General features: G+C 60.3%; 18 protein-coding genes. 9 read left to right on the top strand and 9 right to left on the bottom strand.

Going from position 1 to position 16,259, the window contains the following annotated elements:
• The 8 genes from Q4G20_RS03075 to Q4G20_RS03040 all read left to right on the top strand — a co-directional run.
• Window positions 1–365: YbjN domain-containing protein (locus tag Q4G20_RS03075; RefSeq protein ID WP_303341871.1), on the top strand; the 365-nt coding region annotated here is incomplete at its 5' end.
• Between the two features lie 28 nt (window positions 366–393).
• Window positions 394–1,197, top strand: a complete 804-nt coding sequence (gene proC / locus Q4G20_RS03070; protein WP_303341870.1) for a pyrroline-5-carboxylate reductase — start codon at window positions 394–396, stop codon at window positions 1,195–1,197.
• Window positions 1,194–1,523, top strand: a complete 330-nt coding sequence (locus tag Q4G20_RS03065) for a tRNA-binding protein (RefSeq protein WP_303341869.1) — start codon at window positions 1,194–1,196, stop codon at window positions 1,521–1,523. The genes proC and Q4G20_RS03065 overlap by 4 nt, the downstream gene beginning before the upstream one ends.
• A complete protein-coding gene (locus Q4G20_RS03060; protein ID WP_303341868.1) occupies window positions 1,520–2,467 on the top strand; it encodes a D-glycerate dehydrogenase in 948 nt (315 codons plus the stop codon). The genes Q4G20_RS03065 and Q4G20_RS03060 overlap by 4 nt, the downstream gene beginning before the upstream one ends.
• Window positions 2,468–2,534: 67 nt before the next feature.
• Window positions 2,535–2,735 (top strand): CsbD family protein, encoded by a 201-nt coding sequence (locus Q4G20_RS03055; RefSeq protein ID WP_303341866.1) that lies wholly within the window; start codon window positions 2,535–2,537, stop codon window positions 2,733–2,735.
• 59 nt (window positions 2,736–2,794) lie between these two features.
• Window positions 2,795–3,988: a glycerate kinase gene (locus Q4G20_RS03050; protein ID WP_303341865.1), complete on the top strand. Its 1,194-nt coding sequence runs from the start codon at window positions 2,795–2,797 to the stop codon at window positions 3,986–3,988.
• A gap of 30 nt (window positions 3,989–4,018) precedes the next feature.
• Window positions 4,019–4,981: a magnesium transporter CorA family protein gene (locus tag Q4G20_RS03045; protein ID WP_303341863.1), complete on the top strand. Its 963-nt coding sequence runs from the start codon at window positions 4,019–4,021 to the stop codon at window positions 4,979–4,981.
• A gap of 57 nt (window positions 4,982–5,038) precedes the next feature.
• Window positions 5,039–6,085: a DUF475 domain-containing protein gene (locus Q4G20_RS03040; RefSeq protein ID WP_303341862.1), complete on the top strand. Its 1,047-nt coding sequence runs from the start codon at window positions 5,039–5,041 to the stop codon at window positions 6,083–6,085.
• A 30-nt stretch (window positions 6,086–6,115) separates the two neighbouring features.
• Here Q4G20_RS03040 and Q4G20_RS03035 read toward each other — a convergent pair whose 3' ends face one another.
• From Q4G20_RS03035 to Q4G20_RS03015, 5 genes are all read right to left on the bottom strand, one after another.
• Window positions 6,116–7,120 (bottom strand): sn-glycerol-3-phosphate import ATP-binding protein UgpC, encoded by a 1,005-nt coding sequence (locus tag Q4G20_RS03035; protein ID WP_303341861.1) that lies wholly within the window; start codon window positions 7,118–7,120, stop codon window positions 6,116–6,118.
• Window position 7,121: 1 nt separating this feature from the next.
• Complete coding sequence (ugpE, locus tag Q4G20_RS03030; RefSeq protein ID WP_303341860.1) at window positions 7,122–7,970, bottom strand: sn-glycerol-3-phosphate ABC transporter permease UgpE; 849 nt, start codon at window positions 7,968–7,970, stop codon at window positions 7,122–7,124.
• Window positions 7,970–8,848 (bottom strand): sn-glycerol-3-phosphate ABC transporter permease UgpA, encoded by an 879-nt coding sequence (gene ugpA / locus Q4G20_RS03025; RefSeq protein WP_303341858.1) that lies wholly within the window; start codon window positions 8,846–8,848, stop codon window positions 7,970–7,972. Before ugpA ends, ugpE begins: the two co-directional genes overlap by 1 nt.
• 70 nt (window positions 8,849–8,918) lie before the next feature.
• Window positions 8,919–10,238 carry a sn-glycerol-3-phosphate ABC transporter substrate-binding protein UgpB gene (gene ugpB / locus Q4G20_RS03020; RefSeq protein ID WP_303341856.1) on the bottom strand — a complete coding sequence of 440 codons (1,320 nt, stop codon included), beginning with the start codon at window positions 10,236–10,238 and terminating at the stop codon, window positions 8,919–8,921.
• Between the two features lie 94 nt (window positions 10,239–10,332).
• Window positions 10,333–11,295 (bottom strand): DUF808 domain-containing protein, encoded by a 963-nt coding sequence (locus Q4G20_RS03015; protein WP_303341855.1) that lies wholly within the window; start codon window positions 11,293–11,295, stop codon window positions 10,333–10,335.
• A gap of 117 nt (window positions 11,296–11,412) precedes the next feature.
• Between Q4G20_RS03015 and cobS the strand changes: the two genes are divergently transcribed.
• Entirely contained in the window at window positions 11,413–12,381 is a 969-nt protein-coding gene (cobS, locus tag Q4G20_RS03010; protein WP_303341906.1) for a cobaltochelatase subunit CobS, read from the top strand.
• Window positions 12,382–12,400: 19 nt separating this feature from the next.
• On the opposite strand, the gene Q4G20_RS03005 is transcribed toward cobS, so the two are convergent.
• The 4 genes from Q4G20_RS03005 to Q4G20_RS02990 all read right to left on the bottom strand — a co-directional run bounded on the left by Q4G20_RS03005 (window position 12,401) and on the right by Q4G20_RS02990 (window position 16,192).
• A complete protein-coding gene (locus tag Q4G20_RS03005) occupies window positions 12,401–12,814 on the bottom strand; it encodes a hypothetical protein (protein WP_303341853.1) in 414 nt (137 codons plus the stop codon).
• 72 nt (window positions 12,815–12,886) lie between these two features.
• On the bottom strand, window positions 12,887–14,059 hold the full coding sequence (locus Q4G20_RS03000) for an NAD-dependent epimerase/dehydratase family protein (RefSeq protein ID WP_303341852.1): 1,173 nt from the start codon (window positions 14,057–14,059) through the stop codon (window positions 12,887–12,889).
• Between the two features lie 97 nt (window positions 14,060–14,156).
• Window positions 14,157–14,825 (bottom strand): ABC transporter ATP-binding protein, encoded by a 669-nt coding sequence (locus tag Q4G20_RS02995; protein ID WP_303341851.1) that lies wholly within the window; start codon window positions 14,823–14,825, stop codon window positions 14,157–14,159.
• Entirely contained in the window at window positions 14,822–16,192 is a 1,371-nt protein-coding gene (locus Q4G20_RS02990) for a hypothetical protein (protein WP_303341849.1), read from the bottom strand. The genes Q4G20_RS02995 and Q4G20_RS02990 overlap by 4 nt, the downstream gene beginning before the upstream one ends.
• Between the last annotated feature and the right edge of the window lie 67 nt (window positions 16,193–16,259).

Genomic DNA, 16,259 nt, shown 5'->3' with positions numbered 1-16,259 from the left:
GGAATTATTCCGTCACGCTGGCATGGTCGGCGCGTGAACAGGTGCTGCGCCTGATCTGCACCTTTGACATGGACCCGCCCGCGGCGCGGTTGCCGCTGATCTATGAAACCATCAATCTGGCGAATGATCAGGTCTGGGACGGCGGATTTACGTTCTGGGCCGAACAACGTCTGATGGTGTGGCGATATGGGCTTGTGCTGGCGGGGGATGTTTACGCATCATCGGACCAGATCGACCGGATGATCGGCAATGCGCTGATGGGATGCGAACGGTTCTATCCGTCCTTCCAGCTGGTCGGCTGGGGCAATACCGATCCCGCGCCCGCGCTGGACATTGCGCTGGGCCGGACCTACGGACGGGCATAAGGGGCGCAGCCCCGCGACAGGGGGGCAAATGACCGATTTTTCAACGATAAACGCGCGCGGGCTGGTGCTGGTCGGCTGCGGGCGCATGGGCGGCGCGATGCTGCGCGGATGGCTGGCGCAGGGTCTGGACCCGGCGGCGGTGTCGGTGATTGACCCCCAGATCGCGCCCGAATGGCAGGGGCAGGGCCTGCGTATCAATGCCGATGTGCCTGACGATCCGGCGGTTCTGGTGCTGGCGGTCAAGCCGCAGATGATGGCGGGGGTGCTGGCCGAATTGGGGGCTGTGCGCGATACGCTGGTGATCTCGGTCGCGGCGGGAACGACGATTGCGACCTATCAGGCGGCCTTTCCTCATGCGGCGATTGTGCGGGTGATGCCGAACACGCCCGCCGCCATCGGGCAGGGCATTTCCGCGATGATCGGCAACGGGCGCGCCACGGCAGAGCATCTGGATCAGGCGCAGGCGCTGATGGAGGCGGTGGGCCGCGTCGTGCGTCTGGAATCCGAAGATCAGATGGACGCCGTGACCGCCTTGTCCGGCAGCGGCCCGGCTTATGTGTTTCACATGATCGAGGCTATGGCGCAGGCTGGCACTGCGCAGGGGCTGGCCCCGGACCTGGCCTTGGAACTGGCGCGGGCGACGGTGGCGGGGGCGGGGGCCTTGGCCGTTCACGCCGATGACGACCCGGCGCTGCTGCGCGAAAACGTGACATCACCCGGAGGCACCACGGCGGCAGGGCTGGCGGTGCTGATGCCGGAACTGCCCGATCTGATGACGCGCACGGTTGCCTCGGCCACCGAACGCGGGCGGGAATTGGGGCGCGGCGCATGATTGACTGGGACGATTTCGCCAAGGTGGATATTCGCGTCGCCACCATCACCCGCGCCGAGCCGTTCCCGCAGGCGCGCAAGCCCGCGATCAAGCTGTGGCTGGATGTGGGCGATCTGGGGGAACGCAAATCATCGGCCCAGATTACGCGGCATTACGATCCCGAAACTCTGGTCGGCAAACAGGTGCTGTGCGTGGTGAACTTTCCCCCGCGCCAGATCGGGCCGTTTCTGTCGCAGGTTCTGGTGCTGGGCGTTCCCGATGCGGATGGCGAGGTTGTTCTGATCCGCCCCGATCAGGACGTCCCGAACGGAGGACGTTTGTTTTGAAGCTGCTCATCACCCGCCCCATGACCGAACGCGCGACGGCGGCGATCCGGGGGCGCTTTGACGCCGATTTCCGCGACAACACGCCGATGACGTCAAAACAGGCGGCGCAGGCGCTGCGTGATTATGACGCGATCATCCCGACGCTGGGCGATGCGTTCGACGCGCAGGCCTTTGGCGGCGATCTGCGCTGTCGGATTTTGGCGAATTTCGGCGCGGGGTATAACCATATCGACATTGCGGCGGCGCGTGCGGCGGGGGTCGCGGTCACCAACACTCCCGACGTTGTGACCGATGCGACCGCCGATATTGCGTTAACCTTGATCCTGATGGTGCTGCGCCGCGCGTCGCAGGGGGAACAGATTTTGCGCGCGGGCGACTGGACCGGCTGGAACCCCACGCAATTGCTGGGCCGTAACGCGACCGGCGCGACGGTGGGCATTATCGGCATGGGCCGGATTGGCAAGGCGATTGCCCGCCGGTGTCATTTCGGCTTTGGCATGGGGGTGGTGTTTTACAACCGGTCCGTTGTGTCGGCACTGGACGTTCCGGCGCGCCAGATGGATGACCTGCATCAGATGCTGACGGATTGCGATGTGGCGGTTCTGGCGGTTCCGGGCGGGGCGGAAACGCGCAACCTGATTGGCGCGGCGGAACTGCGCGCCTTGGGGCCGGGGGGCTATCTGGTCAATATCGCGCGCGGCGATGTGGTGGACGAAGCCGCGCTGATCCATGCCCTGCATCACCGCGTCATCGCGGGGGCGGGGTTGGATGTCTATGCGCGCGAACCGCAAATCCCGCAGGCGCTGATGGATGCGCCGAACACCAGCCTGCTGCCGCATCTGGGAACCGCGACCGACGAAACCCGCACCGATATGGGGCTGCGCGCGCTGTCAAACCTGATGGATTTCGCTGCTGGTGAGACTCCGCGCGATTTGGTGACTTAGGCGGGAACCATTCCGGGCCTGCGGTGTTGTCTGGTCATACGAATGCCAACCTTAACAGGAGCAAGTCATGAACTGGGATATTATCCAAGGCAAATGGAAGCAACTTAAAGGCAACGTCAAAGAAAAATGGGGCGAGCTGACCGACGACGAGATCGACCAGATCGACGGCAACAAAGATCAGCTGGCTGGCAAATTGCAGGAAAAATACGGCTGGGCGAAAAACGACGCCGAGCGTGAAATCGACGATTATTTCCGCGACAAAGGCTGATTGTCGCAGCATACTATCAGGGGCGCCTTGCGGGGCGCCCTTTTTCGTTTGGGGGGGTGATGCGCGAACGGGCTTTGGCATTGTTGGATGTGGGGGTTCGCGCGGCGGACCCGGCGCAGGCTGTGGCGCGTCATTTGCGCGATCACCCGGTGGATGCGGTTCAGATCATCGCGCTGGGCAAGGCCGCGCGGGCCATGGCGGGCGCGGCACTGAACGCGCTGCCCGACGCGCGGGCGCTGATCGTGACCAATGCCGGCAATGACGCGCCGCTGCCCCGCGCCACGGTTCTGACCGCCGGCCACCCGGTGCCGGACGCGGCGGGGCTGGCGGCGGCGGAACAGGTGGCGCGCGCGCTGCGGTCGGCGCAGGGGCCGGTGCTGGCGCTGATTTCGGGCGGGGGTTCCGCGATGCTGCCCGCGCCGGTGGCCGGAGTTTCGTTGACAGATAAACAGGCGGTGAACCGGTTGCTGTTGGGATGCGGTGCGGATATTGTGCAAACAAATCTGATCCGTCAGGCTCTGTCGGTGCAAAAGGGCGGCGGCTGGCTGCGGCTGTGTCCTGCGCCAATCACCGCGCTGATCCTGTCGGATGTGCCGGGCGACGATCTGCGCGTGGTGGCATCCGGGCCAACGGTTGCGCCGATTGGCAGCGTCGCGGATGCGGCGCAGATGGCGCGGGATGTGTGGATTTGGGACGACCTGCCCGATACGGTGCGCGCGGCACTGGCGCGTGAACGTGACCCCGTGCGGGGGCGCGCGGATAACGTGCTGATCGGGTCCAACAGCCTCAGCCTGCGCGCGATGATGGACGCAGGCGCGGCGGATGGCGGGGTCGCGCTGTCGGGCGATGTGCAGGATTGCGCCGAACGCCTGATCCGCGTGGCGCGGGACAATCCGAACCGCGTGCTGGTCTTTGGCGGCGAAACCACGGTGCGGCTGACCGGTGACGGCATGGGCGGGCGCAATCAGGAACTGGCGTTGCGGTTCGCGCGGGCGGCGGGCGATCTGCCGGGGGCGTGGTGTTTCGCCGCGATGGGCAGCGATGGCCGCGACGGGCCGGGCTTTGCTGCGGGCGGGATTGTTGGCCCCGACACGCTGGCCCGCATCCGCGCCGCCGGAATGGACCCCGACGCCGCGCTGATGCGCAACGATTCCACCCCGGCACTGGACGCCGCAGGCGCCGTGATCGTGACCGGCGCGACCGGCACGAATGTGGCCGATCTGGCGGTGTTCATAGGCGGCGAAGCGCGCTAAAGGGTGGGGCGAAACAGCAGCGAGTCGCCCATGCATTACGCCTATATCGCGGAAAACGGCCGGTTGGCGCGGCTGCCCAAGGATGCCGACATTTCCGACGCGGTGTGGATCGACATGATCCAGCCGTCGGACCCGGAAATGGCGATGCTGGCGGGTCTGGGCATCACCGTTCCCACGCTGGGCGATATGGAGGAGATTGAACTGTCCAACCGCCTCTATCGCGAAACGGGCGTGGATTACATGACGGTGGTCATGCCCGGCGAAAAGGCGGGCGGCGACCGCGCGGCCATGCCGGTGACGTTCATTCTGGCCGCCGACCGGCTGGTCACGGTGCGCCACCATTCGCCGCGCCCGTTCCTGACCTTTCCCACCCGCGCGGAACGATCAACGGCGGGCTGCGGATCGGTGGATCGCGTGTTCTGCGGTCTGGTCGAAGAAATCATCGCCCGCCTTGCCGATATTCTGGAAATCGGCGGGCGCGGTCTGGATGAGGTGACGGCCAGCGTCTTTGACCGCAGCGCCGTGGGCGCCGCATCCGACAAACTGCACGCCGCCCTGCATCAGGTGGGCGTCGAGGCCGAAACCATGGCCCGCGTCCGCATCGGGCTGTTGACGATGGAACGGATGCTGGCGTTTTATACCGTCACGCTGGACGACCGCCCCGAAGGCGACCGCCTGCGCCCCATCATCCGCGCCCAGATCCGCGACCTGCAAGCGTTAGAGGTTCACGCCGATTTTCTGGCCAACCGGGTCAGTCTGGCGGTCGATACCACGCTGGGCATGATTAACCTGCAACAAAACAACGCCGTGCGGATTCTGTCGGTCATCGCGGCGCTGTTCCTGCCGCCGACGCTGATCGCCAGCATTTACGGCATGAACTTTGAAAACATGCCGGAACTGCATTTCGCCTGGGGCTATGCCATGGCCTTGGGGATGATGGTTGTGACCACGGTTGGCACCTATTTGTTCCTGCGCTGGAAGAAGTGGTTATGACCCCTTGTCGTTGCGCGCGCCGCGCCCTATCTGCGCGCTGAATTGCAGGAGATTCTGATGCGTTCCACCATGTCTTACCTTCGCTGGCCGTTGATTGTGACGGCGGCGGGGATTTTGCTGGCCGGTTGGCTGGGTTGGCAGTTTTCCGGCACCATGTCCGGGGCGCTGTCGTTTTTGATGATTGCCGCTGTGCTGGCGGTGCTGGAGATCTCGCTGTCGTTTGATAACGCCATCGTCAACGCGAATAAGCTGAAAACGATGACGCCCGAATGGCAACGGCGGTTTCTGACATGGGGGATCCTGATCGCTGTGTTCGGGATGCGGGTTGTGTTCCCGTTGCTGATCGTGGTCATCGCCGCGCAGGTCGGGCCGTGGGCCGCGATCCAACTGGCGGCAACCGACCCCGCGCGCTATGCCGAACTGATCGGTGACGCGCATCTGCCGATTGCGGCCTTCGGGGGCGCGTTCCTGATGCTGGTCGCGCTGTCGTTTTTCTTTGACCAATCCAAAGAGGTGGACTGGATCGGCCGCATCGAACGGGGCCTGCGTGCCTGTGGTTCCGTGCGCGGGATGGAGGTTGGCTTTGTCCTGATCGTCATTCTGGTTTTCGTCTGGCTGTTGCCGGTTCAGGATGAAAAGCTGTTTATGTTCAGTGCGATGTGGGGGATCGTTACCTTTCAGGCCGTGGACGCCTTGGGCCATGTTCTGGACCGTTGGGGTGGCGAAAACACCGCGCGCACCGGCGCACAGGCGGGTCTGGGCGGTTTCCTGTATCTTGAGGTGCTGGACGCGTCGTTCAGCTTTGACGGGGTGATCGGGGCCTTTGCGCTGACGCAGAACCTGTTCCTGATCGCGATTGGTCTGGGCATTGGCGCGATGTATGTGCGTTCCATGACCGTGATGCTGGTGGAACGCGGCACGCTGGCTGAATTCCGTTATCTGGAACATGGCGCGTTCTGGTCGATCCTGATTTTGTCGATCATCATGTTCGGCCAGACCATGTGGCACCTGCCCGAAGTCGTCACCGGCCTGTTGGGCGCGACCTTCATTGCCATGTCGTTTGTCAGCTCGATCCTGTGGAATCGCAAACAGGCGCAGGGGTAACCCCGCGCCTGACGCAAACGAACCGGCGCGTTACATCCGCGCGCCGGTGTCGCGATCAAACAGATGCAGCGCATCGGGCGCCACCGACAGGCGCAGATGATCGCCCAAAGGCGCGCCCGATGGCAGGGTGATGGTCAGACGTTCGCCGCCCGTGGTGCCGTGAACCAGACGCTGCGCGCCCAATTCTTCGACCGCTGTCACCTGCATGTCGATGGGACCATCGTGGGTCAGGGTCAGATCTTCGGGGCGGATGCCGACGCTGCCCGCATGGGCGGTTCCCGGCAAAAACGGCACGGCGCGCGCGTCAATCAGGTTCATCGCCGGGCTGCCGATAAAGCCCGCCACAAAGGCTGATGCCGGGCGGCGATACACCTCAAGCGGGGTGCCGATCTGTTCCACGCGCCCGCCATTCAGCACCACCAGACGGTCAGCCAGCGTCATCGCCTCAAGCTGGTCATGCGTCACATAAAGGCTGGTCGTGCGCAGGCGGCGTTGCAGTTCTTTGATCTCCAGCCGCATCTGAACGCGCAGTTTGGCGTCCAGATTCGACAGCGGTTCATCGAACAAAAACGCCGCCGGTTCGCGCACAATCGCGCGGCCCATGGCGACGCGCTGACGCTGACCGCCGGACAGGGCGCGGGGTTTGCGGTCCAGAAACGGGCCGATCTGCAAAATCTCGGCCGCTTCATTGACGCGGCGGTCGATTTCGGCGCGCGGCGTGCGGCGGTTTTTCAGGCCATAGGCCAGATTCTGACGCACCGACATATGCGGATAGAGGGCGTAATTCTGAAACACCATGGCGATGTCACGATCCGCAGGTTCGACGTCATTCACGACCCGATCCCCGATGCGAACACTGCCGTCGGTGATGGTTTCCAGCCCCGCGACCATGCGCAGCAGCGTGGATTTGCCGCAACCCGACGGGCCGACCAGCACGATAAATTCGCCATCCGCGATGTCGATATTCACGTCGCCAACCGCGCGCGTGCCACCCGCATACACCTTGCCGACATTTTCCAGAGTGATTGAAGCCACGTTATTTCTCCGTCTCGACAAGACCTTTGACGAACAGCCGCTGCATCCCGATGACGACCGCGACCGGCGGCAGCATGGCCAGCATCGCGGTTGCCATCACCAGATGCCATTGCGGCAACCCGTCCACGGCGTCGGCCATCCGCCGAATCCCCGCAACAATGGTGTAATAATCCGAGCTGGTCGTGATCAGCAGCGGCCACAGATATTGGTTCCAGCCATAGATAAACAGGATCACGAACAGCGCCGCGATATTCGTGCGCGACAGCGGCAGCAGAATATCGACGAAAAATTTGATCGGGCCGGCGCCGTCGATGCGGGCGGCCTCGGTCAGTTCATCGGGGATGGTCAGGAACACCTGACGGAACAGAAAGGTCGCCGTGGCTGATGCGATCAGCGGGATCGTCAACCCGGCATAGCTGTTCAGCATCCCCAGATCGGCCACAACCTGAAAGGTGGGGACGATCCGCACCTCGACCGGCAGCATCAGGGTGATGAAGATGCACCAGAACGCCAACCCCCGGAACGGAAACCGGAAATAGACAATCGCGAACGCCGACAGCAGCGAGATGATGATTTTCCCAATCGCAATGCACAGCGCCATGATCAGGCTGTTCAGCATCATCGGACCCACGGCGGGCGTGCCGCTGGTCGACAGCCCGCTGTCCAGCATCCGGGAATAGTTTTCAACGAAATGCGGGCCGGGCCACAAAGGCAGCGTGCCGCGCATAAAATCGGTCGGACCCAGCGTGGACGCCACAAAGGCGATCCACACCGGCAACGCCACCACGCAGACCCCAAGGATCAGCACGATATGCGCCATCAGATTCAGGCCGGGGCGATTTTCAATCATCAATACGCGACCTTCTTTTCGATGTAACGGAATTGGATCACGGTCAGAGCAATCACGATCAGCATCAGGAACACCGATTGCGCCGCCGAACTGCCCATATTCTGCCCGATAAAGCCGTCGAAATAGACCTTATACACCATGATATTCGTGCCTTGGGCGGGGCCTCCGCGCGTCATGGTGTCGATCACCGCGAAGGTGTCAAACATGGCGTAAACGATGTTCACCACCAGCAAAAAGAACGTCGTGGGCGACAGCAGCGGAAAGGTAATATCGAAAAACCGCCGCACCGGACCCGCGCCGTCGATGGCGGCGGCTTCGCGCAGGCTGGCGGGGATGGCTTGCAGACCCGCGACAAAGAACAGAAAGTTATAGCTGATCTGTTTCCACGCCGAGGCAAACACAACCAGCATCATCGCATCGGTTTTGGAACTGATATGGTTCCAGTTGTAACCGACCATGTTCAGCACATAAGGCACAATCCCGATGGTGGGGTTAAAGATGAACCACCACAAAATCCCCGCAACCGCCGGGGCCACGGCATAGGGCCAGACCAGCAGCGTGGTGTAAATCCGCGTGGACCGGATCATGCGATCCACGGCCACAGCCAACAGCAGCGCCAGCCCCATCGACAGCACCGTGACCGACACCGCAAACACCGCCGTCACCTGAACGCTGTTCAGATATTCGGGGCTGTTCAGCAGGCGTTTGAAGTTATCCAGACCAACAAAGGTCGTGCGGGTGCCGAAGGCGTCCTGACGCAGGAAACTTTGTTTCACCGCCTGCGCGGCGGGCCACAGGAAAAACACAAAGGTGATGATCAACTGCGGCGCCAACAGCAGCCACGGCAAAAGCTGATTGCGAAAGATCGTGCGCTTCATGGCGGTTCCGATATCGGGGAAAGGGCAGGGGGCCGCGCCGAAACGCAGCCCCCGCCGTTATGTCACAGGCTTACTGGTTCGCGGCCTGGAATTCTTCGATCAGGGCGTTGCCGCGGGCGACAACGGCGTCCAGAGCGGCCTGACCATCCTTGGAGCCCGACATCAGCTGTTCGAATTCTTCGTCGATAACGCCACGGATCTGGACATAGTTACCAAAACGCAGACCTTTGGAATTGGCGGTCGGTTCGTTCAGCGTGATCTGTTTGATCCCCGTTTCTGCGCCCGGATTGTTGGCAAAGAAACCGCGTTCCGTGGACAGGTCATAAGCGGCCTGCGTGATCGGCAGATAGCCGGTCGGTTCGGCCCAGTCAGCCTGAACTTCGGGCTGGGTCAGGTAATCAAAGAACGCAGCCACGGCGGCATATTCCGCATCGGGACGACCCGACAGAACCCACAGGGTTGCGCCGCCGATGATGCTGTTTTGCGGCGCGCCTTCGACGTCATCGTAGTAAGGCAGCATACCAAAGCCCAGCTCGAAATCGGTCGCATTGGCGATCACACCGGCGCGGCTGGCGCTGCTGTTCATGATCATCGCACATTCCTGCGAATAGAACATCGGGGGCGCGTCATTGCCGCCCACCGGGCCGCCATATTTAAAGATGCCTTCGTCGGCCCAACGCTTCAGGTTGTTCCAATGCTTGACCTGAACCGGACCGTTGACGGTCAGGCGCGCGTCCAGACCGCCGAAACCGTTTTCTTCGGTCCCGATGGCCTGGTTGTGCCACGCGCTAAAGTTTTCGGTCTGAATCCACGACACCCAGCCGGTGGTGAAACCACAGGTCGCAGCGCCCGATTCCTTGATCTGTTTGCTGAAGGCTTCGACATCAGCCCAGGTTTTCGGGGCCTGTTCGGGGTCCAGACCGGCCTTTTCGAACACGGTTTTGTTGTAATACAGAATCGGGGTCGAGCTGTTGAACGGCATCGACAGCATGTTGCCGTTGGTGTCGGTATAATAACCCACAACCGACGGCAGGAACGCGTTCTGGTCAAAGTTCTGACCATGCTGCTGCATCAGTTCGTAAACCGGGACGATCGCGCCTTCGGCGGCCATCATGGTGCCGGTGCCGACTTCGAACACCTGCACGATGGCGGGCTGTTGGTTGGCGCGGAACGCAGCAATCGCGGCGGTCATGGTTTCGGGATAGGTGCCTTTATAGGCGGAAACGACGCGGTATTGATCTTGGCTGTCGTTGAAATTCTGAACGATTTCTTCCAGTTTGGCGCCCAGTTCGCCGCCCATGGCGTGCCACCATTCAATCGTGGTTTCCGCCTGCGCGGCACCCATCGACGCGACCAGAGCAATGGCCGAGGCTGTCGTAAAACGCTTCATCCCTGTTCCCCTTGAAATTGGGTTGCATATTGGCGCAGGGCTAACGGTGTTTGGTAACGCTATCGCGTCAGTAGTGTGACGTTTCGGTGACGCGTTAACCTTTGCGTATCGCGCGCATCGCCGGGGTGATGATGTGTTCGGCCACCGGGATCAGCGCCAGCCCGATGACCAGCCCCGCGATGCCGTCGAAAAACGCGGTTGTGACCCATGCCGCCAGCCCCGGCGCGGCGGGCAGGGCGTGGGCTGCCCATTCCGCGCGGGCATGAACCCAGTCATAGGGGCCGTGCCAGCCCAATTCACCCAACCCGTGCAGGATGATCTGACCACCCACCCAGATCATCGCCGCCGTGCCAACAACCGTCAGCGCCCGCATAAATCCCGGCATGACGCGCACAATCCACCGACCAAACGCCGCCACAGCCCCGCGTCGCGTTGTCGCCAGATGCACGCCCAGATCATCGGCCTTCACAATCGCCGCCACAAAGCCATAGACCGCAACCGTGATCCCAATGGCAACGACGGCCAGCACCAAAGCCTTGGTCCACAGCGACTGATCGGCGGGCAGGGTGGACAGGGCAATCGTCATGATTTCCGCCGACAGGATAAAGTCGGTTTTGATCGCGCCTTTGACGCGGGTTTCTTCCAGCGCGGCGCCATCGGTTTCGGGGTGGATATGCTGTTCGCTGTCATGCGTATCGCCATGGCCGAACAGGGCGTGCGCGACCTTTTCCGCGCCCTCAAAACACAGATACGCGCCGCCCAGCATCAGCAGCGGCGGAATGGCCCCCGGCAACAGCGCCGACAACGCCAAGGCAATCGGCAGCAAAATCACCAATTTGTTAAACAGCGACCCACGCGCGATTTTCAGCACAATCGGAATTTCGCGGCTGGCGTCAAAGCCGTGGACATATTTCGGCGTCACCGCGGCGTCATCAATGACCGCGCCCGCGGCCTTGGCCCCCGCTTTGGCGGCCTGTCCCGCCACATCATCAATCGACGCCGCCGCCACCTTGGAAATGGCCGCAACATCATCCAGCAACGCGATCAGCCCGCTCATCCCGGCCCCCTTTGTTTTGCCATATCTGCGCCCGCGCGTGTCGCCGCGCAAGGGGTTATCCCTTGCACCACGCGCCGGGATGGGCGAAGAAGGCGCAATCACAAAAGGGGCCGCATGATGCTGGATATGAACGCGAAACCGACCGAAGACATCGACCTGCGCGAAGTGTTCGGCCTTGACAGCGATATGAAGGTCAAGGGCTTTGCCGAACGCACCGACCGCGTGCCGGACATCGACAGCACCTATAAGTTCGACCCCGACACCACGATGGCGATTCTGGCGGGCTTTGCCTATAACCGCCGGGTGATGATTCAGGGCTATCACGGCACCGGGAAATCGACCCATATCGAACAAATCGCGGCGCGGCTGAACTGGCCCTGTGTGCGCGTGAACCTTGACAGCCATGTCAGCCGGATCGACCTGATCGGCAAAGACGCGATTAAGCTGGTCGATGGCAAACAGGTGACGGTGTTTCACGAAGGCATCCTGCCTTGGGCGCTGCGCAACCCGACCGCGATTGTGTTTGACGAATACGACGCGGGCCGTGCGGATGTGATGTTCGTGATTCAGCGTGTCTTGGAAACCGACGGTAAGCTGACCCTGCTGGACCAGAACGAAGTCATCACGCCGAACCCGTTCTTCCGCCTGTTCGCGACGGCCAACACGGTGGGTCTGGGCGACACGACGGGCCTGTATCACGGCACGCAGCAGATTAACCAAGGTCAGATGGATCGCTGGTCGCTGGTCGCCACGCTGAACTATCTGTCGCATGACGCCGAAACGAACATCGTTCTGGCCAAAGTGCCGCAATACAACACCGAAAAAGGCCGCAAAATCATCGGTCAAATGGTCACTCTGGCCGACCTGACCCGCACCGCGTTCATGCAGGGCGATCTGTCCACGGTCATGTCGCCGCGCACCGTGATCGCTTGGGCGCAAAACGCGCGCATCTTTGACAATGTGGGTTATGCGTTCCGGTTAACCTTCCTGAACAAATGCGATGAACTGGAACGGCAGACCGTGGCCGAGTTCTATCAGCGCCTGTTCGACGAAGAACTGCCCGAAAGCGCGGCGGCCATGGCGTGATGCGTGGGGGTGGCGGCGGTCATCCCTGAACGTATTCCATCAACGCCCGATACAATTCCGGCGGCAGATTTTCCGGGTCGTGAATGGTGATCACGCTGCCCGCCGGCAAAGCGGGTTCCGGGCGGGTGGGCGCCACAACGCTGCGCGTTTCGCCATCAGTGGCGGGCATGGTCCAGCGAACCGGGTTGTCGCTGGCCAGCGATTGCGCGTCATTTAACCGCGATTGCAACACCGTTTCGTTATCGGCGTGCAGCGCGGCCAGTTGGTCATTCACCTGCGCCTGAACCTGCGTGACGACTTGCGCGTGCCAATCGGCCAGTTGCTCATTCGCGACGTTGATCCCGGCGGCATAGCCATCCCGCCACGCGGCGTCACAATTGGCAGCGGCAGGGCCAGCCAGCATCACAGCAATCATCACAAGTTTAAGGCGCATAGGGTCTCCTTTCGTTGCGATGATAACGCGCGGGGCGGGCGCGGGTTCGCTGGGGGCGCGAAAATTCCGCGATCAGGCCCCCGGTTCCCGGCGCCATTGCGACACGCAGGGGATTTTATCGCGGTCGCAGCGGTCGGCATAGCGGCGGGCGATGTCCTGCACCTCGGCCAGCAGGCCATCTTGCAGGCGGATCGGGTCCAGCCCCAAGCCCAGAAACCGGTCATTCGCGACATGCAAATCGTTTTCGTCAGCCTCATTCCGGGGGTTTTTCAGATAAGCAATATCAACGCCGGTCTGATCCGAAATCATCTTGGCCAAATCACGCACACGATGCGTTTCGGTCATTTGATTAAGGATTTGAACCCGATCCCCCCGCGCCGGAGGGTTTAACAGCGCCAATTCAACACAATGGCACGTGTCCTGAATATGAATAAAGGCGCGAGTCTGCCCGCCGGTGCCATGAACCGTCAACGGATAATTCACCGCCGCCTGCATCAGAAAGCGGTTCAAAACGGTGCCATAATCGCCGTCATAATCGAAACGATTAATCAGGCGATCATCCAGCCGAGTTTCCTGCGTTTGCGTCCCCCAGACAATCCCCTGATGCAGGTCGGTAATTCGAACCTGATCGTTTTTATTGTAATAGAAAAAGAATAACTGATCCTGCGTTTTTGTCATATGGTAAATGCTGCCGGGATTGGCGGGATACAGGATCTCTTGTTCCGATGGCCCGTTCGAGGTGTCCACGGTCACGCGCAAATAACCTTCGGGGATTTTCATTCCGGCGGTGCCGTATCCGTAAACCCCCATGGTCCCCAGATGCACCAGATGAATATCCTGACCCGATTCGACAATCGCGGCCAAAACGTCATTTGTCGCGTTAAGGTTATTATTCACGGTATAGCGTTTATGCCAGCTGGACTTCATCGAATAGGGCGCAGCCCGCTGTTCGGCAAAATGGATCACGGCATCAGGCTGTTCATCTTGAAACAGCGTCAACAGCCGATGATAATGTTCGCCCACGGTAAAGTTTTCAACGCGGATATGGCGACCGGTCAGTTCCTGCCACGCCCGGACCCGTTCCCCCAAAGGCCGAATCGGGGTGAGCGAGGACACCTCTAATTCAACGTCGATTTTGCGGCGCGACAGGTTGTCAACGATGATGATATCGTGGCCGCGGGCCGACAGATGCAGCGCCGTGGGCCATCCGCAAAACCCGTCACCGCCCAGAATAATGACCTTCATGGCTCGCCCCTGCCTCCGGTTAAACATTAACGCATCGCAGATTAGGGGTTGTGTCGTGCCTGTCCAGCCCCCGCGCCGGGGGTGTCACAATGTCGTCTTATTTCGCGGCCAGACGGTCCATATTGGTCAGATGCATGTCGATCGCGTCTTCTATGTCATGGAAATAATGCAGTTTTCCGTTTTCCAGCACCGCACCCGCTTCGCAGTTCTTGCGCAGCATGCTCATGGAATGGGACACAAAAATCGCCCCGGCATTCCGCATCCGATCGTTAAAAACCCGATTAGATTTCTTTTTGAACGCCGCGTCGCCAACCGCCGACACCTCATCCACCAGATAGGTGTCAAAGGGAATGGCCATCGACACGCCAAAGGCCAAACGCGACCGCATTCCGGATGAATAGGTCCGAAAGGGCAGTTTGAAATGTTCGCCCAGTTCGGCAAAATCCTGAACAAAAGAAATAAGTTCGTCGGTATCAACGCCGTAAATACGCGCGACAAAACGACAATTTTGTTCACCGGTTAAATCACCCGCAAACGCACCCGCAAAACCAACCGGCCAGCTAATCGAACCTGACGACAGGATTTGCCCCGATGTCGGCAGCATCGTGCCAGCGATCATTTTCAAAAGGGATGATTTCCCCGCTCCGTTCCGCCCCAACAGCGCCACCGAGACGCCACTGGGAAATGTAGCGGTGATATTGTCGCACACCGTCTTGCGCTGTCTATTCAGATAATAGGTTTTTGTCAGATTTTGCAGGCGAATCATCGGCGATCCCGCAGGCTGTAATAGACCAGAACGCCAATAACCCACATGACGATCAAAAAGCCCGCAATGATAAACAACAAACGGCTGCGTTCGGGAAATTCAGGTGTTTGCGCCAAAGTTGGGCGGACATAAGGCGCAACGTAACGCGACTGCCGGGCAGCCTCGGCCCGTGCGGAATCATGCGCAGCCAAAGCAGCGGTATAACTGCGTTCGGCGAATTCGCGGTCAACGGCAAGAATTTCATATTTCCCGACCAATTCCGACAGCGTTTGCCCGTCTTGGGTGTCCGAGCCAAATTTCTGACGCTCAGCCTCGATTTGTTCGCGGATAATATCGATACGCAATTTTGTTTGGTCAATTCGCGGATCGCGCGCCTGAACATTCGCCTGCAGCATTCCCAAGGATACTAATTGTTCGGCCAATTGCTGTTGCAGGCTGCTGACCACGCCGACCTGACCCTGAACATCTGCTGTTGGGTCAACCAATTGATATTGATTTCGGAACTGCGTAATTTCCTGCCGAGCCTGACGCAGCCGTTCTTGCGCGCGTTCCAATTCGTCACGCGAATAACGCAGCGTATCTTCGCGCGCAACATCGTTCAATTGGTTTACCAATAAACCGCTTTCTTCCAGAATAGCCTGCGCGATTTGTTGAGCATCATGCGGATCAAATGCCAACACCCGCAGATCAATCATCCCCGAGTCGTAATAAATACGAATTTTGCGGTTCCATTCCAAAACCAGATCCTCAAGCGAGCCGTGGCCACGATAGCCAAATACAGGATCGTCAGGAGCCTTTGACCAAATATGACGCAAATCCATTCGCGTATTAACGCGTTCGACCAAATCATGACTTTGGATGAATTTATACAGAATATCTGTGTCACTTGTCGAATTTGTGGATGCCCCGACAATTGATCCCAGGCCGCTCACTAAGTCGGCAGGGGATGATCCGGATTCGCTACGAACCGAAAATCCGACATAAGATGCATATTGATCCGCCGCGCGATTAAATAAATACCAACCACTAATAGCCACAGGCAAAAGAACACATACAAAAAATGCAACCCCCAAACCGACGTGACGCCGGGCCAGTTGTGCCTTTTCAACGGGCGAGGCCACTGGCGGCAGCGGCGCGGTGGCTTTAGTCGATTTGGGGCGCGTGACCGTTTTTTTCGGCGGAACCGTCTTTTTTGCAGCGGCAGGCTTTGTATCGCCCGACGACGATGTTGTTTTGCTTTTCGCATCTCCTGACGGTGACGCTGCCTTATTCGTTGGCTTTTTTTCGGGTGCGGGTTTTGCAGCAAGAGACGATGCGGACGCCGCCGCTTTTGCCACAGGCTTTTCTGGATTAGCCGTATCGGACATGACCACCCACCCTTTGTTGGTTGAAATTATCCCGCATCTCATACATAAGATACGCAAATTGCGCCAG

The organism is Paracoccus sp. (in: a-proteobacteria), assembly GCF_030538495.1.
Taxonomy (GTDB): domain Bacteria; phylum Pseudomonadota; class Alphaproteobacteria; order Rhodobacterales; family Rhodobacteraceae; genus Paracoccus.
Note: the sequence above shows the minus strand (reverse complement) of the source record. Positions and strands in the feature narration are given on the sequence as shown.

Bases quoted from the DNA above. Each gene is read 5' to 3' on its own strand.
- Q4G20_RS02990 (WP_303341849.1), bottom strand. From the start codon at position 16,192: ATGTCCGATACGGCTAATCCAGAAAAGCCTGTGGCAAAAGCGGCGGCG.
- cobS (WP_303341906.1), top strand. From the start codon at position 11,413: ATGCTGGATATGAACGCGAAACCGACCGAAGACATCGACCTGCGCGAA.
- ugpA (WP_303341858.1), bottom strand. From the start codon at position 8,848: ATGAAGCGCACGATCTTTCGCAATCAGCTTTTGCCGTGGCTGCTGTTG.
- Q4G20_RS03065 (WP_303341869.1), top strand. From the start codon at position 1,194: ATGATTGACTGGGACGATTTCGCCAAGGTGGATATTCGCGTCGCCACC.
- proC (WP_303341870.1), top strand. From the start codon at position 394: ATGACCGATTTTTCAACGATAAACGCGCGCGGGCTGGTGCTGGTCGGC.
- Q4G20_RS03040 (WP_303341862.1), top strand. From the start codon at position 5,039: ATGCGTTCCACCATGTCTTACCTTCGCTGGCCGTTGATTGTGACGGCG.
- Q4G20_RS02995 (WP_303341851.1), bottom strand. From the start codon at position 14,825: ATGATTCGCCTGCAAAATCTGACAAAAACCTATTATCTGAATAGACAG.
- Q4G20_RS03000 (WP_303341852.1), bottom strand. From the start codon at position 14,059: ATGAAGGTCATTATTCTGGGCGGTGACGGGTTTTGCGGATGGCCCACG.
- Q4G20_RS03015 (WP_303341855.1), bottom strand. From the start codon at position 11,295: ATGAGCGGGCTGATCGCGTTGCTGGATGATGTTGCGGCCATTTCCAAG.
- ugpB (WP_303341856.1), bottom strand. From the start codon at position 10,238: ATGAAGCGTTTTACGACAGCCTCGGCCATTGCTCTGGTCGCGTCGATG.
- Q4G20_RS03055 (WP_303341866.1), top strand. From the start codon at position 2,535: ATGAACTGGGATATTATCCAAGGCAAATGGAAGCAACTTAAAGGCAAC.
- Q4G20_RS03045 (WP_303341863.1), top strand. From the start codon at position 4,019: ATGCATTACGCCTATATCGCGGAAAACGGCCGGTTGGCGCGGCTGCCC.
- ugpE (WP_303341860.1), bottom strand. From the start codon at position 7,970: ATGATTGAAAATCGCCCCGGCCTGAATCTGATGGCGCATATCGTGCTG.
- Q4G20_RS03050 (WP_303341865.1), top strand. From the start codon at position 2,795: ATGCGCGAACGGGCTTTGGCATTGTTGGATGTGGGGGTTCGCGCGGCG.
- Q4G20_RS03005 (WP_303341853.1), bottom strand. From the start codon at position 12,814: ATGCGCCTTAAACTTGTGATGATTGCTGTGATGCTGGCTGGCCCTGCC.